Source organism: Pseudomonas tritici (genome assembly GCF_014268275.3).
Taxonomy (GTDB): domain Bacteria; phylum Pseudomonadota; class Gammaproteobacteria; order Pseudomonadales; family Pseudomonadaceae; genus Aquipseudomonas; species Aquipseudomonas tritici.
On sequence record NZ_CP077084.1, the window covers coordinates 6,161,295 to 6,184,147 of the forward strand.

26 protein-coding genes and 1 other RNA gene are annotated in these 22,853 nt (G+C 60.6%); 13 read left to right on the forward strand and 14 right to left on the reverse strand.

Translation table 11 applies throughout. The features are described from left to right. Nucleotides 1-110: 110 nt before the first annotated feature. The 5 genes from HU722_RS28355 to HU722_RS28375 are packed head-to-tail and all read right to left on the reverse strand — an operon-like array spanning nt 111 to nt 4,900. Nucleotides 111-1,328, reverse strand: a complete 1,218-nt coding sequence (locus tag HU722_RS28355) for a 2-octaprenyl-3-methyl-6-methoxy-1,4-benzoquinol hydroxylase (RefSeq protein ID WP_175405801.1) — start codon at nt 1,326-1,328, stop codon at nt 111-113. Nucleotides 1,329-1,337: 9 nt separating this feature from the next. After that, nucleotides 1,338-1,823: a DUF4442 domain-containing protein gene (locus tag HU722_RS28360; RefSeq protein WP_065874438.1), complete on the reverse strand. Its 486-nt coding sequence runs from the start codon at nt 1,821-1,823 to the stop codon at nt 1,338-1,340. Beyond that, nucleotides 1,816-3,003, reverse strand: a complete 1,188-nt coding sequence (ubiH, locus tag HU722_RS28365) for a 2-octaprenyl-6-methoxyphenyl hydroxylase (protein WP_065891328.1) — start codon at nt 3,001-3,003, stop codon at nt 1,816-1,818. Before ubiH ends, HU722_RS28360 begins: the two co-directional genes overlap by 8 nt. Continuing rightward, nucleotides 3,000-4,322 carry a Xaa-Pro aminopeptidase gene (gene pepP, locus HU722_RS28370; protein WP_065874440.1) on the reverse strand — a complete coding sequence of 441 codons (1,323 nt, stop codon included), beginning with the start codon at nt 4,320-4,322 and terminating at the stop codon, nt 3,000-3,002. Before pepP ends, ubiH begins: the two co-directional genes overlap by 4 nt. A gap of 20 nt (nt 4,323-4,342) precedes the next feature. Then, the gene (locus HU722_RS28375; protein WP_015886444.1) at nt 4,343-4,900 is read right to left on the reverse strand and encodes a YecA/YgfB family protein; all 558 of its coding nucleotides are present in this window, start codon (nt 4,898-4,900) and stop codon (nt 4,343-4,345) included. Between the two features lie 138 nt (nt 4,901-5,038). Between HU722_RS28375 and HU722_RS28380 the strand changes: the two genes are divergently transcribed. The 4 genes from HU722_RS28380 to HU722_RS28395 all read left to right on the forward strand — a co-directional run bounded on the left by HU722_RS28380 (nt 5,039) and on the right by HU722_RS28395 (nt 6,458). Next, nucleotides 5,039-5,248, forward strand: coding sequence for a TIGR02449 family protein (locus tag HU722_RS28380; RefSeq protein WP_007982902.1), 210 nt, complete (start codon nt 5,039-5,041; stop codon nt 5,246-5,248). After that, complete coding sequence (locus HU722_RS28385; protein WP_049711015.1) at nt 5,245-5,562, forward strand: cell division protein ZapA; 318 nt, start codon at nt 5,245-5,247, stop codon at nt 5,560-5,562. The genes HU722_RS28380 and HU722_RS28385 overlap by 4 nt, the downstream gene beginning before the upstream one ends. Nucleotides 5,563-5,592: 30 nt before the next feature. Then, nucleotides 5,593-5,771, forward strand: a non-coding RNA gene (gene ssrS / locus HU722_RS28390) — 6S RNA. Nucleotides 5,772-5,828: 57 nt separating this feature from the next. Continuing rightward, nucleotides 5,829-6,458 (forward strand): 5-formyltetrahydrofolate cyclo-ligase, encoded by a 630-nt coding sequence (locus HU722_RS28395; protein WP_065874457.1) that lies wholly within the window; start codon nt 5,829-5,831, stop codon nt 6,456-6,458. A 7-nt stretch (nt 6,459-6,465) separates the two neighbouring features. Here HU722_RS28395 and HU722_RS28400 read toward each other — a convergent pair whose 3' ends face one another. Next, nucleotides 6,466-6,615, reverse strand: a complete 150-nt coding sequence (locus HU722_RS28400) for a hypothetical protein (RefSeq protein WP_010207387.1) — start codon at nt 6,613-6,615, stop codon at nt 6,466-6,468. 195 nt (nt 6,616-6,810) lie between these two features. Here HU722_RS28400 and HU722_RS28405 point away from each other — a divergent pair, with 195 nt between their 5' ends. Together HU722_RS28405 and HU722_RS28410 are read left to right on the forward strand one after the other, a co-directional pair. Continuing rightward, nucleotides 6,811-7,260, forward strand: a complete 450-nt coding sequence (locus HU722_RS28405) for an EVE domain-containing protein (protein WP_065874441.1) — start codon at nt 6,811-6,813, stop codon at nt 7,258-7,260. Between the two features lie 128 nt (nt 7,261-7,388). After that, nucleotides 7,389-9,368 carry an acyltransferase family protein gene (locus HU722_RS28410; protein WP_186754966.1) on the forward strand — a complete coding sequence of 660 codons (1,980 nt, stop codon included), beginning with the start codon at nt 7,389-7,391 and terminating at the stop codon, nt 9,366-9,368. On the opposite strand, the gene HU722_RS28415 is transcribed toward HU722_RS28410, so the two are convergent. Further along, complete coding sequence (locus HU722_RS28415; RefSeq protein ID WP_049711009.1) at nt 9,358-9,765, reverse strand: flagellar basal body-associated protein FliL; 408 nt, start codon at nt 9,763-9,765, stop codon at nt 9,358-9,360. The two genes, HU722_RS28410 and HU722_RS28415, sit on opposite strands and share 11 nt — an antisense overlap. 150 nt (nt 9,766-9,915) lie before the next feature. Here HU722_RS28415 and HU722_RS28420 point away from each other — a divergent pair, with 150 nt between their 5' ends. Then, nucleotides 9,916-10,893 carry an NADPH:quinone oxidoreductase family protein gene (locus tag HU722_RS28420; RefSeq protein ID WP_065874443.1) on the forward strand — a complete coding sequence of 326 codons (978 nt, stop codon included), beginning with the start codon at nt 9,916-9,918 and terminating at the stop codon, nt 10,891-10,893. Between the two features lie 229 nt (nt 10,894-11,122). After that, nucleotides 11,123-12,460 carry a glycerol-3-phosphate transporter gene (gene glpT, locus HU722_RS28425; protein WP_065874444.1) on the forward strand — a complete coding sequence of 446 codons (1,338 nt, stop codon included), beginning with the start codon at nt 11,123-11,125 and terminating at the stop codon, nt 12,458-12,460. Here the strand turns inward: glpT and HU722_RS28430 are convergent. Next, nucleotides 12,457-13,113 carry a gamma-glutamylcyclotransferase gene (locus tag HU722_RS28430; RefSeq protein WP_065874445.1) on the reverse strand — a complete coding sequence of 219 codons (657 nt, stop codon included), beginning with the start codon at nt 13,111-13,113 and terminating at the stop codon, nt 12,457-12,459. The two genes, glpT and HU722_RS28430, sit on opposite strands and share 4 nt — an antisense overlap. A 295-nt stretch (nt 13,114-13,408) precedes the next feature. On the opposite strand from HU722_RS28430, the gene HU722_RS28435 reads away from it, so the two are divergent. Then, on the forward strand, nt 13,409-13,891 hold the full coding sequence (locus tag HU722_RS28435) for a sn-glycerol-3-phosphate transporter (protein WP_065874446.1): 483 nt from the start codon (nt 13,409-13,411) through the stop codon (nt 13,889-13,891). A gap of 120 nt (nt 13,892-14,011) precedes the next feature. On the opposite strand, the gene HU722_RS28440 is transcribed toward HU722_RS28435, so the two are convergent. The 5 genes from HU722_RS28440 to HU722_RS28460 all read right to left on the reverse strand — a co-directional run bounded on the left by HU722_RS28440 (nt 14,012) and on the right by HU722_RS28460 (nt 19,243). After that, nucleotides 14,012-14,980, reverse strand: coding sequence for a CDP-6-deoxy-delta-3,4-glucoseen reductase (locus tag HU722_RS28440; RefSeq protein ID WP_065874447.1), 969 nt, complete (start codon nt 14,978-14,980; stop codon nt 14,012-14,014). Next, nucleotides 14,980-16,446, reverse strand: coding sequence for a 4-hydroxy-3-polyprenylbenzoate decarboxylase (gene ubiD, locus HU722_RS28445; protein ID WP_049711003.1), 1,467 nt, complete (start codon nt 16,444-16,446; stop codon nt 14,980-14,982). The genes HU722_RS28440 and ubiD overlap by 1 nt, the downstream gene beginning before the upstream one ends. A 156-nt stretch (nt 16,447-16,602) precedes the next feature. Next, the gene (gene rho, locus HU722_RS28450; RefSeq protein ID WP_186754968.1) at nt 16,603-17,862 is read right to left on the reverse strand and encodes a transcription termination factor Rho; all 1,260 of its coding nucleotides are present in this window, start codon (nt 17,860-17,862) and stop codon (nt 16,603-16,605) included. Nucleotides 17,863-18,096: 234 nt separating this feature from the next. Next, on the reverse strand, nt 18,097-18,426 hold the full coding sequence (gene trxA / locus HU722_RS28455; RefSeq protein ID WP_003213989.1) for a thioredoxin TrxA: 330 nt from the start codon (nt 18,424-18,426) through the stop codon (nt 18,097-18,099). A 121-nt stretch (nt 18,427-18,547) separates the two neighbouring features. Next, nucleotides 18,548-19,243 carry a FadR/GntR family transcriptional regulator gene (locus HU722_RS28460; RefSeq protein WP_065880232.1) on the reverse strand — a complete coding sequence of 232 codons (696 nt, stop codon included), beginning with the start codon at nt 19,241-19,243 and terminating at the stop codon, nt 18,548-18,550. A 255-nt stretch (nt 19,244-19,498) separates the two neighbouring features. On the opposite strand from HU722_RS28460, the gene HU722_RS28465 reads away from it, so the two are divergent. The 4 genes from HU722_RS28465 to HU722_RS28480 are packed head-to-tail and all read left to right on the forward strand — an operon-like array spanning nt 19,499 to nt 22,333. Then, entirely contained in the window at nt 19,499-20,284 is a 786-nt protein-coding gene (locus HU722_RS28465) for a transporter substrate-binding domain-containing protein (protein ID WP_065874450.1), read from the forward strand. A gap of 15 nt (nt 20,285-20,299) precedes the next feature. Beyond that, nucleotides 20,300-20,968, forward strand: a complete 669-nt coding sequence (locus HU722_RS28470; RefSeq protein WP_065874451.1) for an amino acid ABC transporter permease — start codon at nt 20,300-20,302, stop codon at nt 20,966-20,968. Next, a complete protein-coding gene (locus tag HU722_RS28475; RefSeq protein ID WP_065880234.1) occupies nt 20,965-21,615 on the forward strand; it encodes an amino acid ABC transporter permease in 651 nt (216 codons plus the stop codon). The genes HU722_RS28470 and HU722_RS28475 overlap by 4 nt, the downstream gene beginning before the upstream one ends. Then, on the forward strand, nt 21,602-22,333 hold the full coding sequence (locus HU722_RS28480) for an amino acid ABC transporter ATP-binding protein (RefSeq protein ID WP_065874453.1): 732 nt from the start codon (nt 21,602-21,604) through the stop codon (nt 22,331-22,333). Before HU722_RS28475 ends, HU722_RS28480 begins: the two co-directional genes overlap by 14 nt. Here HU722_RS28480 and HU722_RS28485 read toward each other — a convergent pair. Then, on the reverse strand, nt 22,320-22,853 hold the full coding sequence (locus HU722_RS28485; protein WP_065874458.1) for a DUF1120 domain-containing protein: 534 nt from the start codon (nt 22,851-22,853) through the stop codon (nt 22,320-22,322). The genes HU722_RS28480 and HU722_RS28485 overlap by 14 nt on opposite strands.

Consider the following 22,853-nt stretch of genomic DNA (forward strand, 5'->3'; position numbering starts at 1 on the left):
GGTGGTGCTTGCTGGAGGCGTTACCAGATGTTGCATAGTCAACTTTTTGCGGTGGAGCTGATGGCCTCTTCGCGAGCAAGCCCGCTCCCACAGGGGACCGGGCGTCAATGTCAGGGTTTTGCCAGGTCAGGAAGATCGCCGGTCAGGCCCAGCGCCTGGCGTACAAACACGGCCTTGGCTTCGGGCATCTGGTCGACCAGCTTCAACCCCGCGTTGCGCAGCCAGCGCAGCGGCAATTGGTCGGCCTGGAACAGTCGCTCAAAGCCTTCCATTGCCCCCATCAACGCCAGGTTGTGCGGCATGCGTCGGCGTTCGTAGCGGCTCAGCACTTTCACATCCGCCAGGCGCTCACCGCGCTCGGTCGCCGACAACAGCACTTCAGCCAGTGTCGCTGCGTCAAGAAAGCCCAGGTTCACGCCCTGCCCCGCCAATGGATGGATGACGTGGGCCGCGTCGCCGATCAATGCCAGGCCTTCGGCCACGTAGCATTTGGCGTGACGCTGGCGCAACGGCACACAAACGCGCGGGTCGGCGCTCAGCACTGTGCCGAGCCGGCCTTCAAAAGCCCGCTCCAGTTCACGGCAGAAGCTTTGATCATCCAGCGCCATCAGGCGCTCAGACTCAGCGGGCGTGGTCGACCAGACAATCGAGCACCAATCCTCCTGCCCATCCCGCACAAGTGGCAGGAACGCCAGCGGGCCGGTATCGGTAAAGCGTTGCCACGCCGTACGCTGGTGCGGCTCGCTGCTACGCACGCTGGTGACGATGGCGTTATGCAGGTAATCCCATTCGCGGGTCGCCGTGCCGGTCAGGCGGCGCACGGCGGAGTGGGCGCCATCGGCGGCAACCACCAACGGCGCAAGCAACTTGCGCCCATCGGCCAGGGTCAGCAGCCAGTCATCGCCGGAGCGGCGCATCTGTTCAAGACGCGCGTTGGCCAACAGGCCCAGGTCGCAGTCGTGCAGACGGTCGAGCAAGGCATCCTGAACCACGCGGTTCTCGACGATATGCCCGAGCACCTCAGCGTGCACGCTGGCCGCCGAAAAGTGGATCTGCCCGGTGCCACTGCCGTCCCATACCTGCATCTCGCCGTAAGGGCTGGCACGGCGCGACACGATGCCGTCCCACACACCCAGGCGCTCGAGGATGCGCTGGCTGGCGGCCGACAAGGCGCTCACCCGCGGCTCGAAAGTCGCGTCAGGGTCGAACGGTTTGACACTCAGCGGGCTGCCATCGAGCAGCAGCACCTGCAGGCCACTGCCCTGCAACGCCAGCGCCAGGGCGCTTCCGACCATTCCTGCCCCGACAACCAGCACATCTGCGCGCATGTCCATGCTTTAAGCCTGTCTCGCTGGCGGCTTGCGCCGCACGTAAAGGGTTTTGTCGACCCGCGCCACCAGGGTGCCGGAGCCGTCATGTATCTCGACCTTGAGGTGGGGCAAGTACTTCTCGCCACCTTCGGTGTGTCGACGCACCTCATCGAGCAAGGCGTCGTCGATGGAAAACTCGGCGTACACCGGGCCTTTGCCCGGCGAGATGAAATCGATGCTCGCGGCCTTGTCCCACACAATGTAGTCGCGGCCCAGGTTCTCCATCAGCATCAGCATGTAGAACGGGTCGACCATCGAATACAGGCTGCCGCCGAACTGTGTGCCGACGTAATTGCGGTTGTACCAGCCCAGGCCCATGCGCACTTTGACGTGGCGAAAATCGGCGCTCATCTGCTGCACGCTGATCCCGGCGCCCAAATATGGCGGATACAGGGTCATGATCCAACGCAACAACCGCGCCTTGCCCAGGCGCTCGATCAACCCCTTACGCATCGGGACGCGTGCCCAGGCCCATGGCCTGACGGGCGAACCAGCGCTTGGCCGGCGGTAACAGGTCCAGGCCCAGCAGGCCTATGTTGCGGCCCAGCGCTACCAGCGGTTGGGCGCTGCCAAACAGGCGCGTGACCTGGTCGGAGAAGCCCACGGTGAGTTTCTGGTCGAGGCGCTGACGCTCGCGATAGCCCTGCAAGGTTGCCAGGTCGCCCGGTACTTGCGGCCCGGCCAGCAAGGCCTCGGCCAAGGCGTTCGCATCGCGCAGGGACAAGTTGAAGCCCTGCCCGGCAATCGGGTGCAGGCTGTGGGCGGCGTTGCCAAGGATTGCCAGGTGCGAACGCACTTGTTCCTCGGCCTCAACCAACGTCAGCGGATACAGATGACGTGCGCCGACTTGCTTCAGGGTGCCCAGGCGGTAACCGAACACGCCCTGCAATTCACTCAAGAAGCTGCGTTCATCGAGGTTGGCCAGGCGCTGGGCATCCATACCGATGCGCGTCCACACCAGCGCGCAACGGTTGTCCGGCAGCGGCAGCAAGGCCATTGGGCCTTCATCGGTGAAACGCTCGAATGCTTCGCCGTTATGGGCTTCGCTTGGGGTTATGTTGGCGATCAGCGCGCTCTGGTTATACGGGCGGGTTTTAACGCCGATGCCCAGTTGCTCGCGCAAGCCGGAACGGCCGCCATCGGCCAGCACCGCGAGGTCGCATTCCAGCACGGTTTCATCGTTGAGGGTAAGACGGTAGCCATCGGACAGCGGCTCCATGCGCGTGACTTCCGCCGGGCAGCGCCAACTGACCACGTCTTTATCCAGGCCTTGCCACAGGCACTGGCCCAGCCAGGCGTTTTCCACCACGTAACCAAGGGCGGGCACGCCCTCTTCCATGGCCGACAAACGCGCCGTGGAGAAGCGCCCACGGTCGGACACATGGATCTGCTTGATCGGTTCGGCGCGGCGGGAAATGTCCTGCCACAGGCCCAAACGCTGATAGATCTGCCGGGCGCCGAAGGACAGCGCCGAAGAGCGCGCGTCGTAGCTCGGCTGGTAGCTGTCGCCCGGCGCGAACGGTTCGATCAGCACGATCTTCCAACCGCGCGCCTTGGCCCCCGCCTGCAACGCCAACGCCAGGCTGGCACCGACCAGGCCGCCGCCGATGATCGCCAGGTTGACCCGGCTCATCGCGCAGCCGCCATCAGCGCTTCAATATCGGCGACGGTCTTGGGCACGCCGCCGGTCAGGATTTCACAGCCTTGCTTGGTTACCACCACGTCGTCCTCGATGCGTACGCCAATGCCACGCCATTTCTTTGCCACGTTCTGATTGTCCGGCGAGATGTAGATCCCCGGCTCAACGGTCAACGCCATGCCAACTTCCAGCACACGCCATTCTCCGCCCACTTTGTACTCGCCCACATCATGCACATCCATGCCCAGCCAGTGGCCGGCGCGGTGCATATAGAAGGGTTTGTAGGCTTCACTGGCGATAAGTTCGTCGACGTCGCCCTGCAACAACCCCAGCTTCACCAGCCCGGCGGTAATGACGTGCACTGTGGCCTCGTGGGCCTGGTTCCAATGCTTGTTGGGGGCGATCTGGGCAAAGGCGGCTTCCTGGGAGGCCAGCACAATCTCGTAGATTGCCTTCTGCTCGGGCGAAAACTTGCCGTTGATCGGCCAGGTACGGGTGATGTCACTGGCGTAGCAGTCGATCTCGCAACCGGCGTCGATCAGCACCAGATCACCGTCCTTGAGCAACGCATCATTCTGCTGGTAATGCAGGATGCAGCTGTTGCGCCCGGCGGCGACGATGGAGCCATAAGCCGGCATTTTCGCGCCGCCCTTGCGAAATTCGTAGTCCAGCTCGGCTTCCAGGCTGAACTCGTGCAAACCGGCCCGGCTGGCCTGCATCGCCCGCACATGGGCGGCGCAGGAGATTCGTGCGGCCTCGCGCATCACCTTCACTTCTGCCGCCGATTTATACAGACGCATGTCGTGGAGCAGATGATCCAGAGCAACGAATTCGTTCGGTGGCTGGGCGCCGAGGTGCGCTTTAGAGCGGATCACGTTGATCCACTCCATCAGGTGCCGGTCGAATTCGGCGTTGCTGCCCATGGCCGAATACACCCGGTCGCGGCCTTCGATCAGGCCGGGCAGGATGTCGTCGATATCGGTGATCGGGAAGGCATCGTCGGCGCCAAAGTCGCGGATTGCGCCTTCGGTGCCGGCACGCAGGCCGTCCCACAGTTCGCGTTCGGCATTGCGTTCGCGGCAGAACAGCACGTACTCGCCGTGCTGGCGGCCGGGCATCAGCACGATCACCGCTTGCGGCTCGGGGAAACCGCTCAGGTACTGGAAATCGCTGTCCTGGCGGTACACGTGTTCGACATCACGGTTGCGGATCGCCACGGCGGCGGCCGGCAGGATCGCGATGCTGTTGGGTTCCATCTGCGCCATGAGCGCCTTGCGGCGCCGCGTGTATTCCGCTCGGGGGATATGAATCATGGACAGATGGGCTTCCTTTCTTAATGCAGCGACGGCTTGGGTGCAGCGGGTTCAGCAGACTTCTTGGTCTCTGTGAACAGCAGCAGCGGCGCGACGCGCAGGTATTCCATCACCTCCATGTAGTCGCCTTCACCGTCCTCGGATTCTTCCAGAGCGTCTTGCACCTGGGAGATGGCTGCCAGGTCCTGCAACACTTCCTTGGCGTCGGTGCTCAGTTCCAGGCCGCCGGCGTTTACGCCAAAGCCGTGGAGGAAACCTTGGCACCATTGGCCCAAGGCAGCAGCGCGTTCGGTGAGCGGCGCGTCGTCGGTCGGCAGCAGCAGGACCACAGTGACGTCATCACCGGTCAGCTCGCCCTTGACCATCTCTTGCAAGCCGATCAGCGCGTTACGCACGTTGTCGGTCGGCTCGGTTTCGAGCAGCTCGGCCACATCGGCCAGCCAGTTATCAGCGTCAAAGCCAACGCCGGTGCAACTACGGCCCAGCAGCACGCCGTGCAGTTCGGCAGGCGAGCAGGGGTGGCCGCTGGTGCTCAGCAGTTTGGAAAAAGCATCGTACGGGGAGTTCTGAATAGGCATGGTGAGCTAGGCGCCAGACGGCGCAATGTCTAGAATGGAGCGTTGTATCCTAGCACCGGCAGACGTACCAAGACTATCAAGGGCGTCAGATCGTTTATCCTGCAGTTGCCATTCATCAGACAAATCCAGTGGAACCCAATGGAAGACACCGACCTGCAAGCGCTGATGGCCAGACTCGAATTGCTAATTACCCGGGTCGAGCAACTAAAGAGTCAAAACGGACTCCTATTAGCTCAGGAAAAGACCTGGCGCGAGGAACGCGCTCACCTCATTGAAAAAAACGAAATCGCCCGGCGTAAGGTCGAATCGATGATTTCGCGCCTGAAGGCCCTGGAGCAAGACTCATGAGTTCAAGCAATAGCGTCACCGTGCAGATCCTCGACAAAGAATATTCGATCATCTGTCCCCAGGAAGAGCGCAGCAACCTGGTGAGCGCCGCCCGCTACCTGGATGGCAAGATGCGTGAAATCCGCAGCAGCGGCAAAGTGATCGGCGCCGACCGCATCGCCGTGATGGCCGCGCTGAATATTACTCACGATTTACTGCATAAGCAGGAACGCCCTGACGTGCAGGCCAGCGGCTCCACCCGTGAGCAGGTGCGTGACCTGCTGGAGCGTGTTGATCTGGCGCTTTCCAGCGACACAGACGCACCCAAGGGCTGATTGCCGCGACTGTTTAAGGTATACTCGCCCCACTCCCTGGCGTGTTTGCCAGTCGGCGATGTCCCTGAGCCGATTCGCACTACCCTGGAAGTTGCACGTTGGGCTGGTGTGCATGTCCGCTAGACGGAAAGCCTTAAAGCCTACTGCATCTTCCACCTTGAACTTTCGGGTTCAAGGGCTAAGTCGACAGCGGCTCTGTCGGGGAGCCTGAATTCCCAAACTCAATGCCAGTCCTCGGACTGGCATTGTTTTATGAGCCGGAAACCATGACCGAACCTGCGCCGCTTTCCCGTCCGCAACTTCGACGCATGTTGCGCCAGGCCCGCCGCGCCCTCACGCCGAGCGAGCAGCGCAAGGCCGCCCACGGCCTGTATCGGCAACTGGCACAGCACCCGCTGTTTCGCCGGGCCAAACATATCTCTTTGTATCTACCGACGGACGGTGAAATCGATCCGCGCTTGCTGCTGCGCGCAGCCCAGCGCCGGGGCAAGGCCACGTACCTGCCGGTACTCAGCGCCTGGCCGCGGACCAAGATGGTGTTCCAGCGCGTAAGGCCTGGGGAAAAACTGCTGCCGAACCGTTTTCGCATTCTGGAGCCACGGGTGAATATCAGCCGCCAACGCAAGGTCTGGGCATTGGACCTGGTGCTGCTGCCATTGGTGGGGTTCGATGATGCCGGTGGGCGACTGGGCATGGGCGGCGGGTTTTACGACCGTAGCCTGGCCTACCTGGCGCGCCGCCAGAGCTGGCGCAAGCCGACGCTGCTGGGCCTGGCCCATGAATGCCAGAAAGTCGATCGTTTGGCGCAAGCGAGCTGGGACGTGCCGTTGGCTGGCACCGTAACAGATAAGACTTGGTATATCGCACAGACGCCACTGGAATCAGCGGCGCCTTGAGGAAGAGTTAACGCTTGAACGGTTGCGGCTGCTGCTGAGCCAGTTCAACGGGAGCATCGGTCTTGTTCGACCACAAGCTTTGGGCATACCCGGTGGTCACGACGCCCAGACCAAACAAAATCACCAAAATCCATAGTAAATCCGGTTTACGTTGCATCGATTGCCCCCCTGCAGGCACCTCGTACACGATGACAACAACGTTCCAAAGAAGTCCGTTGCAGCTGCGCCAAGCTTTAAAAGCCGGCATTCTGCGGTAACGTGAACCAACACGCAAACCTTGGCGCCAACCGACTGTCGGTTTGTCATCAAATTGCCTGACAACTTACCCACTCCCTGTTTCAGGAGCCCAAAAATGGCCTATTGGCTGATGAAATCCGAGCCCGACGAACTCTCGATCAACGGCCTGGAAAAGCTCGGTGAAGCGCGCTGGGACGGGGTGCGTAACTACCAGGCACGCAACTTTTTGCGCGCGATGGCGGTGGGTGACGAGTTTTTCTTTTACCACTCCAGCTGCCCCGAGCCTGGCATTGCCGGCATCGGCAAAATCGTCGAGGCGGCCTATCCGGACCCCACCGCGCTGGAACCAGAAAGCCACTATTTCGACGCCAAGGCCACCTCGGAAAAAAACCCGTGGAGTGCGATCAACGTCGCGCACCTGCAAACCTTTCCCAAGGTACTGGGCCTGGGCTACCTGAAACAGCAAGCCGCCCTCGCCGAACTGCCCCTTGTGCAAAAAGGCAGCCGGCTTTCGGTAATGCCGGTGACCCCTGAACAGTGGACGGCAGTGCTGGCGCTGCGTTAACCCCCGCATCAGCAGGAACGAGCTTGCTCGCGAAATAAGCAGACTTACACCTGTCCGAACGGCCAGTCGTCGCGCTCGCCAGGTTGGGGCAGAATCAGTGCCCCACCCACTGAGCAAAGGAAGCCCACGTGTCCTGCCCCACCTCCACCTACAGGCCAGCCATCGACGGCTTGCGGGCGATCGCCGTGCTGAGTGTGATCGTCTTCCATCTGGATTATTTCCAATGGCTGCCGGGCGGTTTTACCGGCGTGGACATGTTCTTCGTGATTTCCGGGTATGTGATCAGCCAGTCGCTATGGGAGCGGCGGGAGCTGACCTTGGGCCGCTACCTGGCAGATTTCTACCGGCGTCGTATGCTGCGCATCATGCCAGCTCTGCTTGTGATGCTGTGCGTCAGCAGCGTGCTCTCAGCGATGCTGATGCCGCCCTTCTGGCTCAGCGACCTGTTTAACCGCACCGGCCTGGCGGCGTTTTTCGGCCTGAGCAATTTTGTGCTGGCCTGGAACACCGATACCTACTTTTCGCCGAGCGCCGAACTCAATCCCTACCTGCATACCTGGTCGCTGGGCGTTGAAGAACAGTTCTACGTGATCTTCCCGGCACTGTTTTTCATCTGGCTGCGCGCCAGACCGCGCGCGTTGCTGCCGTTGGCGGCTCTTGTGTCGCTGCTGGTCGCTGCCTACCAGGTGAATGACCAACCGCTGGCAGCGTTTTACCTGCTGCCAGGGCGATTCTGGGAACTGGCTGCCGGGGCAATGTTGTTTCAGCTGATGTGCACGCGGGCTCCGGCGGCGCGTATCGCGCCCTGGTTACTGGGCGGTGGACTTGTGCTGGTCGTAATGGGCTTTATCTTTGCCGATCCGCGCCAATTTCCGTTTCCCTGGGCGCTGGTGACGGTTGCGGGCACGCTGCTAATGATCGCAGGGATTGTGCAGCAAGGTGACGCATCGCCGGGCCCCTTGCAGCGTCTGCTGCAAACGTCGTTGTTCACCTACATCGGGCGGCTGTCTTATTCGCTGTACCTGTGGCACTGGCCGGTACTGGTGTTCCTACGCTGGACCACCGGGCTGGAATTGCTGGCGGTACAGCTGCTCTATCCTTGCCTGGTGCTGGCGCTTGCCGCAGCGTCCTACCACTGGATCGAGACGCCGATCCGCAGCAGCAGGTCCGTGACCCAGCGCAGCGCATGGCTGACGTTGGCCACGACCGTGCTGGTGACCGGCCTGCTCTGGCGCGGCGCGATGTGGGTAGCGGAGGATCCTGCCGTACTGTCGATCAGCCAGACCCGCGATACCTACACTTGGTACGCCTATAAACATTATCCCCGGGAAGACTTCGAGGTCCTCAAGGACCCGCACCTGGCCGGTCGCCAGTTGTTCGTCATCGGCGACTCACACACGGCGGCCTATCGCACCCTGCTGAACCTCGTGTCGCTGAAGCTGGGCATCAAGGTGCATGACTATGAACAAGGCGGCTGCGGGGTCGTGAGCCTGATAGGCCCTGATCCGAAACACTGCGCGGCCTCCCGCGAAGTCCAGTTGAAGGAGATCGAAGCGCGGGCCAAGCCAGGTGACATCGTGTTTCTGGCCTCATTGCGCATGCCGGAGCTTGCGGGCCGCGAATGGAGAGAGGGTGAGCAGGCGATGGTCGATAAGGCGCTGACCGAACTGACCGCTTCAACGATGGAAGCGGCGCGCATTGACGCCCAAACCCTGTTGAACCGATTGCAGGCGGCACGCCTGACTGTGCTGATCGATGCGCCCAAGCCTCTGTTCAAGGCCGCGCCCAATCGTTGTTCCGATGGGTTCAACCGCATGAACCCGGTATGCGCGCCAGGTCTGACAATGCAACGCGCACAGCTTGAACGACTGCGCGCACCGCAAATGCAACTGTTGCAGGAGCTGAGCGCCGAGTATCCGGCGCTGAGGGTGTGGGACCCGCTGCCGCTGCTGTACCCCGGCGTGACCTGTTGGGCCTATGACCAAAACGCCAAGCCGCTGTATTTCGACTCCAACCACCTGAGCGGCCACGGCAACCGCGTGCTGGAGCCCGACTTCATAGCGACCTTGCTCAAGATCTGGAGAGCGACACCGCCTGCTACTGAATGATCAGGTTATTGAACAACAAGTCTTCCACTACCGGTTTACCGGTCTCGTCATTCATTACCTGCTGAGTCTGCTTCAGCGCTTCCTGACGCAGTTTTTCCTTGCCTTCAACGGTGCTCATGCTCTCGTTGGTCTGCTGGGTGAACAGCGCCACCAGTTGGTTACGAATCAACGCGTCGTTAGCTTTGACCGCAGCGGCAGCTTCAGTGCCGGTCACGCGCAGCGCGATGTCGGCCTTGAATACTTTGAGCTTCGCCGTGCCATCCAGGCCGTAGTTGCCCACAAACGGCGGGCTTAGGCTGATATAGCTGACCTTCGGCGCCTCGCCTTCTTTGGCCTCTTCGGCCTGGGCTGCCATCGGCAAGGTCAGGGCCAGCATCAACAGGATCCACGCTTTCACAGTTCATTCCTCACATTCGGTTGCCAGGTAGCATAACGCTAGCAAGGCTGAGCACAAGCTTATGGCGACTTATCAGGCCCGGGCATGCTCGTTGACCCACGGGCGTACCCTCCTACACTTATCGGCCACGACGCCAAAAGGAATAGTCCGATGAAAGCTGTGCTGTGCAAAGCCTTCGGCCCTGCCGAAACCCTGGTGCTGGAAGAAATCGCCAGCCCGGCGATCAAGAAGAACGAAATCCTGCTGGACGTGCATGCCGCCGGGGTCAACTTCCCGGATACCTTGATCATTGAGGGCAAGTACCAGTTCAAGCCGCCCTTCCCGTTTTCGCCGGGCGGCGAGGCGGCGGGCGTGGTCAGTGAAGTGGGCGAAAAGGTCAGTCACCTGAAAGTCGGTGACCGGGTCATGGCGCTGACCGGCTGGGGCAGCTTTGCCGAACAGGTCGCGGTGCCGGCCTATAACGTGCTGCCGATCCCGCCGAGCATGGACTTCAACACCGCTGCCGCTTTCAGCATGACCTACGGCACCTCGATGCACGCGTTGAAACAACGGGCCAACCTGCAACCTGGCGAAACGCTGCTGGTGCTCGGCGCTTCGGGTGGCGTGGGCCTGGCCGCCGTTGAAATCGGCAAGGCCATGGGCGCGCGGGTGATCGCTGCCGCCAGCAGCGCCGATAAACTTGCGGTGGCCAAAGCCGCCGGCGCCGATGAGCTGATCAACTACAGCGAAGCCAGCCTGAAAGACGAGATCAAGCGCCTCACCGACGGCAACGGTGCCGATGTGATCTACGACCCGGTGGGTGGCGACCTGTTTGACCAGGCCATCCGCGCCATCGCTTGGAACGGGCGTTTGCTGGTGGTGGGGTTTGCCAGCGGGCGTATTCCGGAGCTGCCGGTGAACCTGGCGCTGCTCAAGGGCGCGGCAGTGGTCGGGGTGTTCTGGGGTTCATTTGCGCAGCGTCAGCCGCAGGAGAATGCGGCGAATTTCCAGCAGTTGTTCACGTGGTATGCCGAGGGTAAGTTGAAGCCGCTGGTGTCGCAGGTATACCCGCTGGAACAGGCCGCCCAGGCGATCAATGATTTGGGGCAGCGCAAGGCGGTGGGCAAGGTCGTCGTCCAAATCCGCTAATGGACTTGAATGCGGTCAATGTGGGAGCTGGCTTGCCTGCTCCCACGTTAGTTAATCAGTGGTCTCTAGACCCAATCCCGACCAACACTTATCTATTCGCGACATGTTCATAAGAGAACATGCAATTGCTCTGATTTCCTGTGTTTGCAGATAAGAGGCGATGCTATTTTCGGTAACGAAACTGTAACATTCGCATCCGCAGTCAAAACAAGAAATCTGGAGCTCTTGAATGTTTGCTTTCTTTCGTCCTGCCGCACATCAGGCGCCCCTGCCTGAAGAAAAAATAGACAGTACCTACCGACGCCTGCGCTGGCAGATCTTCGCCGGTATCTTCATCGGCTATGCCGGGTACTACCTGCTGCGCAAAAACTTCTCCCTGGCCATGCCCTACTTGATCGACGAGGGTTACACCCGTGGTGAACTGGGCCTGGCGATGTCGGCCATCGCGATCGCCTACGGCCTGTCCAAGTTCCTCATGGGCCTGGTGTCCGACCGTTCCAACCCGCGCTATTTCCTGCCCTTCGGCTTGCTGGTTTCAGCTGGGGTCATGTTCATTTTCGGTTTCGCACCTTGGGCGACGTCCAGCGTGACCATGATGTTCATTTTGCTGTTCATCAACGGCTGGGCTCAAGGCATGGGCTGGCCGCCCAGTGGACGGACCATGGTGCACTGGTGGTCGCAGAAAGAACGCGGCGGCGTGGTGTCGGTATGGAACGTGGCGCACAACGTCGGCGGCGGCCTGATCGGCCCGCTGTTCCTGCTGGGCATGGCCTGGTTCAACGACTGGCACGCAGCGTTCTATGTACCGGCGACGGTGGCATTGGCAGTGGCGGCGTTTGCCTTCATCACCATGCGCGACACCCCGCAATCGGTCGGCCTGCCGCCGATAGAGAAGTACAAGAACGACTACCCGGAAGGCTACGACGCGAGCCACGAAGAAGAATTCAGCGCCAAGGAAATCTTCGTCAAGTACGTGCTGCGCAACAAAATGCTGTGGTACATCGCCTTCGCCAACGTGTTCGTCTACCTGCTGCGCTACGGCGTACTGGACTGGGCGCCGACCTACTTGAAAGAAGCCAAGCACTTCACAGTCGACAAATCGTCCTGGGCGTACTTCTTCTATGAGTGGGCAGGTATCCCGGGCACGCTGCTGTGCGGCTGGATGTCGGACAAGATCTTCCGTGGCAACCGTGGCCTGACCGGTATCGTGTTCATGGCACTGGTGACCGTGGCGACCCTGGTGTACTGGCTCAACCCGCCGGGCAACCCGATGGTCGACATGATCGCGCTGGTCTCCATCGGCTTCCTGATCTACGGCCCGGTAATGCTGATCGGCCTGCAGGCGCTGGAGTTGGCACCGAAGAAAGCCGCCGGCACCGCGGCGGGCTTCACTGGTTTGTTCGGTTACCTGGGGGGGTCGGTAGCAGCGAGTGCGGCCATGGGCTACACCGTGGACCACTTCGGCTGGGACGGTGGTTTTGTGCTGCTGATCGGCGCGTGCGTGTTGGCGATCGCCTTCCTGATCCCAACGTTGTGGCACACCAACAGCGTCAGCTCGGCGCGTTAACCGCCGCCTGAGCAATCCTTTGCACAACGCTTGAGCCGCGCCTCCAGGTTTTTATCTGGCATGGCGTGGCTACGCAGGGCGTTGACGGTCTGCTCGACATAATCGCGAGTCGTGCCGTAACGCCCGCAAGCGCTTTGCAGCACGTGGTTCAGCACGATATCTGGCAAGTTGCCGGCGTAGCTGGGCAAGTGCCGCTCCAACACAAACCCCAATGCCTGCACCGTGCTGCCATCTTCCAGGCGACAGCTGAGCCAGTGCGGCCGGTAAGAAGGGTAAGGCATCTCGCGCTGCCACAAGGCGTAAAGCGAGGCCTCCAGCTGATCTTCCGGCAAGCGGTAGGCAAACCCGCTGCAAGAGCCGCCGCGATCCAGACCAAAGACCAAACCTGGTAATTCCGGCGTACCCCGGTGCTCGTGGGACCACAAGTAAAGACCCCGGTGATAACCATGGACCCGTGCCCGCATGCGCTCGGTCGACGAGCATTCAGGGCGCCAGATCAGCGAACCATACGCAAATAGCCAGACCGGCCCACCCTTATGCCGGGCCATGGTGGCCTGCATCGAGCTCATCAATTGTTCGTGAGTGAGTTGCGGCCCAAGATCGAGACGCGGAGGGTAAGCCAATTGCAAAAGATCAGTTTCAATGGCGGTCATGGCGAAAAGCGGTACGCCTCCTATGTATTACCAGTTGTAAGCAACTCTACCGTAATAAAACCCGCAGCAATAAGCCGCCCGTCTCAGATATAGCTTAAGGACATTTGCCTGAGACACTAAATACCGTAAGCGAATAAGTACGGATATAAGCGCCACTGCCATTCGTCAGCATTACCCGTGCCAATCCCGTCGCTTTCAGCCCCGGTTCAGCCTGGGCACCCGCCAACCCATCAAAATAGCGCACACATCACGACCCACTTAGCCGCCCACCAAATCGACTATCGAGGTCGCACCCATGAAAAGATTCCGACTGCCTGGCCTTTTGTTCCTGGCCCAGGCCACCACCGCACTGGCTGGCGAAACACTCGCGAGCGAGGACGACAAAGGCTTCTGGTACGCGCAGACCAGCGTCTACACCCGGCATTTCGCGCCCGACCCGGAGCACAACAACAACCAGGACCTGATCGGCCTGGAGCGCAACGAAGCGTCAGGTTTTGTGTATGGCGGGGCGACATTTCGCAATTCGTTCAGGCAGCGCTCGTATTACGCGTACGCGGGCAAGCGCTACGATATGGCGAACTATCCGGTGTATTTGAAGCTGACCGGCGGAGCGATCCAGGGTTATCGCGGTAAGTACCGTGACAAGATCCCATTGAATCGTTACGGCGTGGCGCCGGTGATCATTCCCTCAGTGGGTACGCATTATGGGCCCGTGGCGGCGGAGGTGGTGTTGCTGGGGTTCAATGCGGCGATGGTGACGACTGGATTACGATTCTGACCGCAACGCAAAATACTGTGGGAGCTGGCTTGCCTGCGATAGCGGTGTGTCAGCCACCTATTTGCAACTGATACACCGCTATCGCAGGCAAGCCAGCTCCCACATTAGATTCCGGTCAGATCAGGGCCGGGGGGCGTAGGCGAACACATCGGCACGCATCTGGTGCGCATCCATACCGGCATCCACCAGCGCGTCCAGGGTGCCGTAGATCATGGCCGGTGAACCGCTGGCGTAGACATGCACCGACTTGAGGTCGGTGATGTCTTCGCACACCGCTTCATGCAACAACCCACAGCGCCCTTCCCAACCACACAAGTCGCTGACGACTTTGTGCAGGAACAGGTTGGGCAGTTGCAGCCACTGGTCCCAATGCTCAATGTCGTAGAAATCTTCCGGGCGACGTACGCCCCAGTACAGGTGCACCGGGTGCTTGAAGCCAGAGGCGCGGCAATGTTCGATCAGGCTGTGCATCTGCGCCATGCCGGTACCGGCGGCGATCAATACCAGCGGCCCATCCGGCAGCTCGGCCAAGTGGGTGTCACCAAAGGGCATTTCGATCCGAGCCATCTGGTTGCGCTGCAGTTGCTCCAACAGGGTGCGCGCACTGTCCTCGCGGACCAGCACATGCAGCTCCAGCTCGCGTCCAGCATGGGGTGCCGACGCCAGGGAGAATGCCGATTTCTCGCCATTGTCGCGCTCGATCATCAAGTATTGCCCGGCGTGGTAACGCACCGCCTTGCCAGCCGGCGCGCGCAGGCGCACGCGCCATACATCGCCACCGACTTCTACGCATTCACTCAATTGGCACGACAACTTGCGCAATGGCAACTCTCCCGGCGCCAGCACGCCATCCCACAGCACAATGCAATCTTCCAACGGCTCGGCGATGCAGGTGTAGAACTCCCCGTGGTCGCGCACCTCACCGGCTTGCTGCACCCGACCTTCCACCAGCAGCGCGGCACACACGTGGCATACGCCGTTGCGGCAGGCCTGAGGGCAGTCGTAGCCCAGGCGGCGAGCGCCTTCGAGGATTCGCTCACCAGGGACTAGCTCCAGCACGGCGCCGGAAGGTTGCAGGGTTACACGCATCAATCTATTCCCAATTCTTTCCAGATCGCATCGACACGGGCGGTGACGGCTTCATCCTTGACGATTACCCGGCCCCATTCGCGGGTGGTTTCACCCGGCCATTTGTGGGTGGCGTCCAGGCCCATCTTCGAACCCAGGCCCGACACTGGCGAGGCGAAATCGAGGTAGTCGATCGGCGTGTTGTCGATCATCACCGTATCGCGCTTGGGGTCCATGCGCGTGGTGATGGCCCAGATCACGTCGTTCCAATCGCGGGCATTGATGTCGTCGTCGGTGACAATAACGAACTTGGTGTACATGAACTGTCGCAAAAACGACCACACACCGAGCATTACCCGCTTGGCATGGCCTGGGTACGACTTCTTCATGGTCACGATGGCCATGCGGTACGAGCAGCCTTCCGGCGGCAGGTAGAAGTCGGTGATCTCCGGGAATTGCTTTTGGAGGATCGGCACGAACACTTCGTTCAGCGCCACACCCAAAATAGCCGGCTCATCTGGCGGACGGCCGGTGTAGGTGCTGTGGTAGATCGGCTTGATCCGATGAGTGATGCGCTCGACGGTGAACACCGGGAAGCTGTCGACTTCGTTGTAATAGCCAGTGTGGTCGCCGTACGGCCCTTCATCGGCCATCTCGCCCGGATGAATCACGCCTTCGAGGATGATTTCGGCAGTGGCCGGCACTTGCAGGTCGTTGCCACGGCACTTCACCAGTTCGGTGCGGTTGCCGCGCAGCAGGCCGGCGAACGCATATTCGGAGAGGCTGTCCGGCACCGGGGTCACGGCGCCGAGGATGGTGGCCGGGTCGGCACCCAGGGCCACGGAAACCGGGAACGGCTTGCCGGGGTGCTTTTCACACCACTCGCGGAAGTCCAGGGCGCCGCCACGGTGGCTCAACCAACGCATGATCACCTTGTTGCGGCCGATCACTTGCTGACGGTAGATACCGAGGTTCTGGCGGTCTTTGTTCGGGCCTTTGGTGACGGTCAGGCCCCAGGTGATCAGCGGGCCAACGTCGCCTGGCCAACAGGTCTGCACGGGCAGCATGCCGAGGTCGACGTCATCGCCTTCGATGACGACTTCCTGGCACACCGCGTCCTTGACCACCTTTGGAGCCATGGCAATGATCTTGCGGAAGATTGGCAGCTTCGACCAGGCATCCTTCAGCCCCTTGGGCGGCTCGGGCTCCTTGAGGAAGGCCAGCAGCTTGCCGATCTCGCGCAGTTCGCTGACCGCCTCGGCACCCATGCCAAACGCCACGCGTTCAGGCGTGCCGAACAGGTTGCCGAGCACCGGGATATCAAAGCCGGTCGGGTTCTCGAACAGCAGCGCCGGACCCTTGTTGCGTAGGGTACGGTCGCAAATCTCAGTCATTTCCAGCACCGGGGAAATCGGCATCTGGATACGTTTCAACTCTCCGCGCTGCTCAAGTTGCTGCACGAAATCCCGAAGATCCTTGAATTTCATTAACCATGCCACCCGTAAAATAGGCGTACATCCTACCTGCTATGACGGCGGCTGGCAGCTTATCGCGGTGCATTTGGGTACAGAGAATGCTTAAAAAACCGACGAAAAAAAATGGCGCCCCTGAGGGCGCCATTCTTTCGGACCTGAAACGTCGTATTACTTACGCTTCATCGACAAGAAGAACTCGTCGTTGGTCTTGGTATCTTTCAGCTTGTCGATCAGGAACTCGATGGCGGCGACTTCGTCCATCGGGTGCAGCAGCTTGCGCAGGATCCACATGCGCTGCAGTTCGTCGTCGGCGGTCAGCAACTCTTCGCGGCGGGTGCCGGAACGGTTGATGTTGATCGCCGGGAACACGCGTTTTTCCGCGATGCGACGGTCCAGGGGCAGTTCCATGTTGCCGGTACCCTTGAACTCTTCGTAGATCACTTCGTCCATCTTCGAGCCGGTTTCAACCAGCGCGGTGGCGATAATGGTCAGCGAGCCGCCTTCTTCGATGTTCCGCGCGGCGCCGAAGAAACGCTTCGGTTTCTCCAGGGCGTGGGCATCGACACCACCGGTCAATACCTTGCCGGAGCTCGGGATCACGGTGTTGTAGGCACGGGCCAGACGGGTGATGGAGTCGAGCAGGATCACCACGTCTTTCTTGTGTTCGACCAGGCGCTTGGCCTTCTCGATCACCATTTCGGCAACCTGCACGTGGCGGGTTGGCGGCTCATCGAACGTAGAGGCAACCACTTCGCCGCGCACGGTGCGCTGCATTTCGGTTACTTCTTCCGGACGCTCATCGATCAGCAATACGATCAGGTGAACTTCTGGATTGTTACGTGCGATGTTCGCTGCAATGTTCTGCAGCATGATGGTCTTACCGGCTTTCGGCGGTGCGACGATCAGGCCACGCTGGCCTTTGCCGATCGGGGCGCACAGGTCGATCACACGACCGGTCAAGTCTTCGGTGGAACCGTTACCGGCTTCCATCTTCATGCGCACGGTCGGGAACAGAGGGGTCAGGTTCTCGAAGAGAATCTTGTTTTTCGCGTTCTCTGGACGATCGAAGTTGATCGTGTCGACCTTGAGCAGGGCGAAATAACGCTCGCCTTCCTTAGGAGGGCGGATCTTGCCAACGATGGTGTCACCGGTGCGCAAGTTGAAGCGACGGATCTGGCTCGGCGAGACATAGATATCGTCTGGGCCGGCAAGATAGGAGGCGTCTGCAGAGCGGAGGAAGCCGAAGCCGTCCTGGAGAATCTCCAGCACGCCATCACCGGAGATTTCCTCGCCGCTTTTCGCGTGCTTCTTGAGCAGGGAGAAAATCACGTCCTGCTTGCGCGAACGGGCCATATTTTCTATGCCCATTTCTTCGGCCAGTTGGAGCAGGTCGGTAATCGGCTTTTGCTTGAGTTCAGTCAGATTCATATAGGAATGACGTAATCATTTATGGAGGGGGGAAATTAAGCTTTTGGCTTAATGAGGCCGCGCCGCAGAGAAGGCGACAGGATCGCGTACTAATCGAAAAGGAATGCGTCGGCGACGGCTTGCAGGGGGCAGTGGAGAAACCAGTGCGGGGCCGAATGTACCACCTGAATTTCGGAGCGTCTAGCCCTGTTTTACGAAAAAGCCCCGCGATTTGCGGGGCTTTTTTGACGACGCTTAGATGTTCGCGTCGAGGAAAGCTTGCAGCTGAGACTTCGACAGCGCGCCTACTTTAGTGGCTTCGACGTTGCCGTTCTTGAACAGCATCAGGGTCGGAATACCACGCACGCCGTGCTTGGCCGGGGTTTCCTGGTTGTCGTCGATGTTCAGCTTGGCAATGGTCAGCTTGCCTTCGTAAGTGGTTGCAATGTCGTCCAGGACTGGAGCGATCATTTTGCAAGGGCCGCACCACTCAGCCCAGTAGTCAACCAGCACCGGGCCTTGAGCCTTGAGTACTTCGGCCTCAAAGGTCGCGTCGGTGACGTGCTTGATAAGATCGTTGCTCATGGATGTCTCCGGATTGTAAGCAAAAAAAACGTGGCCCATCATAGCCGCCCTTCCCCCGTTCAGGAAGCCGCCTCTGATTGAGTCTTGCTATGGTGCCGCATGAGTTTGGGTATCGCCCCACTCAGGGGGTTACGGGAGTCACGAAAGCGATACCCGTGCGCAACGCCGCATTGCGCACGTGTTCCTGCATGGTTTTCTGCGCCGCCGCACTGGCGCGCCGGGCCAGGGCACGCACTATCCTGCGGTGCTCCTGCCAGGTTTCCATGGCCCGCTCCGGCCGGATGAACGGTAGTTTCTGGCTCTCCAGGAACACTTCGGCACTCGCACTCAAAATACTCACCATCGCCTGATTACCACTGGCCAGCAGGATGCGTTGGTGAAATTCGAAGTCCAGCCTGGCAGCCGCCTCGAAGTCGCCGGCCTTGAGCACCTTGCGCATGGCCTCGACGTTGTCCTCCAGGCTGTCCAGCTCATCGAGGGTCAAGGTCACCGCCGCCAACCCCGCTGCAAAGCCTTCAAGGGCGTAGCGCAACTGGAAGATATCCAGCGGCGTGGCCTGTGCCGCGAACGGCCAGGCAAACCCCGGCGACTCGTCAGCAGCCTGTACAAACACGCCCTTGCCCGGCTGCACATTGACCACGCCCAAGGCGCTCAGGGACGACAACGCCTCGCGCAACGACGCCCGGCTCACGCCCAACTGCAGCGCAAGATCGCGCTGGGACGGCAAGGCATCGCCCGGCCCGAAGCCTTGCTCCTTGATCAGTTTGCGGATGGCCTGCAGGGCCGCTTCCGGTACGGCTTGGGCGATGGAATTCATAGAAAACTCAATGTTCCAGTCAACTGAGCGGCTAGTTGTAAAGCTATTCGGGGCGGGCGGCAAGCCACGCCCCAAAGGGGCTCGCCAGGTTTTACCGGCGCTCGAAAAGGGTGCGAAACGCCGAGTCACTGTTCAGACCAGTAAGACCACGGAAGCTCAACAAATCCCGGCCTCGCAGACGATTCCAGAGGTAATGGCATGGGCTGTGCACTGAGCAAATCCAGAAAATTCCTTCGCCCTTCTCGGAGAGTTGCCATGACCAAGCGCTACAGCGCCCTGCTTACTGCCCTGTTTGCCAGCCTGATGCTGAGCCAGGCACCCGCCCAGGCCAATGGTCTGGACGACATCGTTGCCCGTGGCACCCTCAAGGTCGCCGTGCCCCAGGACTTCCCGCCGTTCGGCTCGGTCGGCCCCGACATGAAGCCGCGTGGCCTGGACATCGACACCGCCAAGCTGCTGGCCGACCAACTCAAGGTCAAGCTGGAACTGACCCCGGTCAACAGCACCAACCGTATCCCGTTCCTCACCACCGGTAAGGTCGACCTGGTGATTTCCAGCCTGGGTAAAAACGCCGAGCGCGAAAAGGTCATCGACTTCTCCAAGGCCTACGCACCGTTCTACCTGGCTGTGTTCGGTCCGCCTGATGCCGCCGTCAGTACCCTGGACGATCTCAAGGGCAAGACCATCAGCGTGACCCGTGGCGCTATCGAAGACATCGAGCTGACTGCCGTCGCGCCCAAAGAGGCGACCATCAAGCGCTTCGAAGACAACAACTCGACCATCGCCGCCTACCTGGCCGGCCAGGTCGACCTGATCGCCAGCGGCAACGTGGTGATGGTGGCGATCAGCGAACGCAACCCGAAACGCGTGCCTGCACTGAAAGTGAAGCTCAAGGACTCGCCGGTGTACGTGGGCGTGAACAAGAACGAGCCGGCGCTGCTGGAGAAGGTCAACCAGATCCTGGTCGCTGCTAAAGCCGATGGCAGCCTGGAAAAGAACGCGATGCAGTGGCTCAAAGAACCATTGCCTGCCGACCTCTAAAAGCGGAGCTGATTCATGGCGTATCAATTCGACTTTTTGCCGGTGCTGGCCAATACCGACCTGCTGTTGCGCGGTGCGCTGTTCACCCTTGAACTGACAGCCATTGGCGCGATTCTCGGCGTAGCGTTGGGCACCGTAGGCGCGGTGGTGCGGGCCTGGAAGATCCAGCCGTTTGCGTGGTTCTTCGGTGTGTACGTCGAGTTGATCCGCAACACGCCGTTCCTGGTGCAGTTGTTCTTCATCTTCTTCGGCCTGCCGTCCCTGGGACTGAAGATCACCGAATGGCAAGCCGCCGTACTGGCGATGGTGATCAACCTGGGGGCCTATTCCACCGAGATCATCCGCGCCGGCATCCAGGCGATTCCACGCGGGCAGTTGGAAGCTGCCGCAGCGCTGGCGATGACACGCTTCGAAGCGTTCCGCCACGTGGTGCTGCTGCCGGCGCTGGGCAAGGTGTGGCCGGCCCTGAGCAGCCAGATCATCATTGTGATGCTCGGTTCGGCAGTGTGTTCACAGATCGCCACTGAAGAGCTGAGCTTCGCCGCCAACTTTATCCAGTCGCGCAATTTCCGCGCTTTTGAAACCTATGCCCTGACCACCTTGGTGTACCTGTGCATGGCGCTGATGATTCGCCAGTTGCTCAACTGGATCGGCCGCCGGTTTGTGATGAGGAACAGCCGATGAGTGATTTCTCTTTCTGGGACATCGTGCGCAACCTGCTCACGGGCCTGCAATGGACGCTGTTGCTGTCGCTGGTGGCGTTTGTGGGTGGCGGCGTGATCGGCTTGCTGGTGATGACCATGCGCATCAGCCGCAAGGCGTTCCCGCGCAACGTTGCGCGCACCTATATCGAACTGTTCCAGGGCACGCCGCTGCTGATGCAGTTGTTCCTGGTGTTTTTCGGCGTTGCTCTGCTGGGTGTGGATATCTCGCCCTGGCTCGCGGCGGCAATCGCCCTGACCTTGTTTACCAGCGCCTACCTGGCTGAAATCTGGCGCGGCTGCGTCGACTCCATCGCCCACGGGCAATGGGAAGCGTCGGCCAGCCTGGCGCTCAACCCGCTTGAACAACTGCGCTACGTGATCCTGCCCCAAGCCCTGCGCATCGCCGTGGCGCCCACCGTGGGCTTCTCGGTGCAGGTGGTCAAAGGCACCGCCGTGACCTCGATCATCGGCTTTACCGAACTGACCAAGACCGGCGGCATGCTCGCCAATGCCACCTTCGAGCCCTTCATGGTCTACGGCCTGGTAGCGCTTGGTTACTTTTTGCTCTGCTACCCCCTATCCCTCAGTGCGCGCTACCTGGAAAGGAGACTGCATGCCTCTGCTTAGAATTTCCGCCCTGCATAAGTATTACGGCGATCACCACGTACTCAAGGGCATCGACCTGACCGTTGAAGAAGGCCAGGTGGTGGCGATCATCGGTCGCAGCGGCTCGGGTAAATCCACACTACTGCGCACCCTCAACGGCCTGGAATCGATCAACGACGGCGTGATTGAAGTCGACGGCGAATACCTCGACGCCGCCCGCGCTGACCTGCGCAGCCTGCGGCAGAAAGTCGGCATGGTGTTCCAGCAGTTCAACCTGTTCCCGCACCTGACCGTCGGCGAAAACGTGATGCTCGCGCCGCAAGTCGTCCAAAAAGTGCCCAAGGCCAAGGCTGCGCTGCTGGCCAAGCAAATGCTGGAGCGCGTCGGGCTGGGGGAGAAATTCGACGCCTTCCCCGATCGCCTGTCCGGCGGACAGCAGCAACGTGTGGCGATTGCCCGCGCACTGGCGATGTCGCCCAAGGTGCTGCTGTGCGATGAAATCACCTCGGCCCTCGACCCAGAACTGGTCAATGAGGTGCTCAGTGTGGTGCGCCAACTGGCCAAGGACGGCATGACCCTGATCATGGTGACCCACGAGATGCGCTTTGCGCGGGAAGTCGGCGACAAGCTGGTGTTCATGCACCAGGGCAAGGTGCATGAAGTGGGTGACCCAAAGCAGCTGTTCGCCAACCCGCAAACTGCCGAACTGGCCAACTTCATCGGCTCTACGGAACAGTAGGACTGACCAGTACGAATTGGCCATGCCCCTCCAGCAGCACCTCCCGGCGCACCGAGAGGGCATCGGCGGGCAAGTGAACCTCAACCTCTACCTGGGCCGTCAACCGGCGGCCCATCATTGGCACACCGGCTGCGCTCGCAACCAATGTGCGGCCAGGTAACAGCCGCCCGTCAGCCGTTTCATCGGTTTGCCACGCCACCGGCCTGCCGTCGACCTGAGCCCGCCTCAGGCTCAACATGAAGCGTCCTTGTCGGCCAAACTGAAAACCCTGGGCATCGGCAGGCGCACCACTGAAGCGCAATGCCATTGCCGCCGGGTTGGCGCAGAGCACGCTTAGGTGCAGCGTACGCTGCGTATCCAGCCTCAGCGTCGAGCGACCGGACGACGTTTGCGAGGGACGAATTACCCCGTAATCGACCCGGGGCTCGCTCAAGGTCATCCGGCAGTCTTCAGCCCGCGCCTGGTTCACCAGCAGGGCGACTACCACCAGACACACGCCAGCGGCACGCGGGCCGTACAT

Bases quoted from the DNA above. Each gene is read 5' to 3' on its own strand.
- pepP (WP_065874440.1), bottom strand. From the start codon at position 4,322: ATGATTCATATCCCCCGAGCGGAATACACGCGGCGCCGCAAGGCGCTC.
- HU722_RS28470 (WP_065874451.1), top strand. From the start codon at position 20,300: ATGGCGTATCAATTCGACTTTTTGCCGGTGCTGGCCAATACCGACCTG.
- HU722_RS28435 (WP_065874446.1), top strand. From the start codon at position 13,409: ATGAAAAGATTCCGACTGCCTGGCCTTTTGTTCCTGGCCCAGGCCACC.
- HU722_RS28480 (WP_065874453.1), top strand. From the start codon at position 21,602: ATGCCTCTGCTTAGAATTTCCGCCCTGCATAAGTATTACGGCGATCAC.
- HU722_RS28385 (WP_049711015.1), top strand. From the start codon at position 5,245: ATGAGTTCAAGCAATAGCGTCACCGTGCAGATCCTCGACAAAGAATAT.
- trxA (WP_003213989.1), bottom strand. From the start codon at position 18,426: ATGAGCAACGATCTTATCAAGCACGTCACCGACGCGACCTTTGAGGCC.
- glpT (WP_065874444.1), top strand. From the start codon at position 11,123: ATGTTTGCTTTCTTTCGTCCTGCCGCACATCAGGCGCCCCTGCCTGAA.
- HU722_RS28380 (WP_007982902.1), top strand. From the start codon at position 5,039: ATGGAAGACACCGACCTGCAAGCGCTGATGGCCAGACTCGAATTGCTA.
- HU722_RS28375 (WP_015886444.1), bottom strand. From the start codon at position 4,900: ATGCCTATTCAGAACTCCCCGTACGATGCTTTTTCCAAACTGCTGAGC.
- HU722_RS28360 (WP_065874438.1), bottom strand. From the start codon at position 1,823: ATGCGTAAGGGGTTGATCGAGCGCCTGGGCAAGGCGCGGTTGTTGCGT.
- ubiD (WP_049711003.1), bottom strand. From the start codon at position 16,446: ATGAAATTCAAGGATCTTCGGGATTTCGTGCAGCAACTTGAGCAGCGC.
- HU722_RS28355 (WP_175405801.1), bottom strand. From the start codon at position 1,328: ATGCGCGCAGATGTGCTGGTTGTCGGGGCAGGAATGGTCGGAAGCGCC.
- HU722_RS28485 (WP_065874458.1), bottom strand. From the start codon at position 22,853: ATGTACGGCCCGCGTGCCGCTGGCGTGTGTCTGGTGGTAGTCGCCCTG.
- HU722_RS28395 (WP_065874457.1), top strand. From the start codon at position 5,829: ATGACCGAACCTGCGCCGCTTTCCCGTCCGCAACTTCGACGCATGTTG.
- HU722_RS28475 (WP_065880234.1), top strand. From the start codon at position 20,965: ATGAGTGATTTCTCTTTCTGGGACATCGTGCGCAACCTGCTCACGGGC.
- HU722_RS28420 (WP_065874443.1), top strand. From the start codon at position 9,916: ATGAAAGCTGTGCTGTGCAAAGCCTTCGGCCCTGCCGAAACCCTGGTG.
- HU722_RS28460 (WP_065880232.1), bottom strand. From the start codon at position 19,243: ATGAATTCCATCGCCCAAGCCGTACCGGAAGCGGCCCTGCAGGCCATC.
- HU722_RS28400 (WP_010207387.1), bottom strand. From the start codon at position 6,615: ATGCAACGTAAACCGGATTTACTATGGATTTTGGTGATTTTGTTTGGT.
- HU722_RS28465 (WP_065874450.1), top strand. From the start codon at position 19,499: ATGACCAAGCGCTACAGCGCCCTGCTTACTGCCCTGTTTGCCAGCCTG.
- rho (WP_186754968.1), bottom strand. From the start codon at position 17,862: ATGAATCTGACTGAACTCAAGCAAAAGCCGATTACCGACCTGCTCCAA.
- HU722_RS28405 (WP_065874441.1), top strand. From the start codon at position 6,811: ATGGCCTATTGGCTGATGAAATCCGAGCCCGACGAACTCTCGATCAAC.
- HU722_RS28440 (WP_065874447.1), bottom strand. From the start codon at position 14,980: ATGCGTGTAACCCTGCAACCTTCCGGCGCCGTGCTGGAGCTAGTCCCT.
- ubiH (WP_065891328.1), bottom strand. From the start codon at position 3,003: ATGAGCCGGGTCAACCTGGCGATCATCGGCGGCGGCCTGGTCGGTGCC.
- HU722_RS28430 (WP_065874445.1), bottom strand. From the start codon at position 13,113: ATGACCGCCATTGAAACTGATCTTTTGCAATTGGCTTACCCTCCGCGT.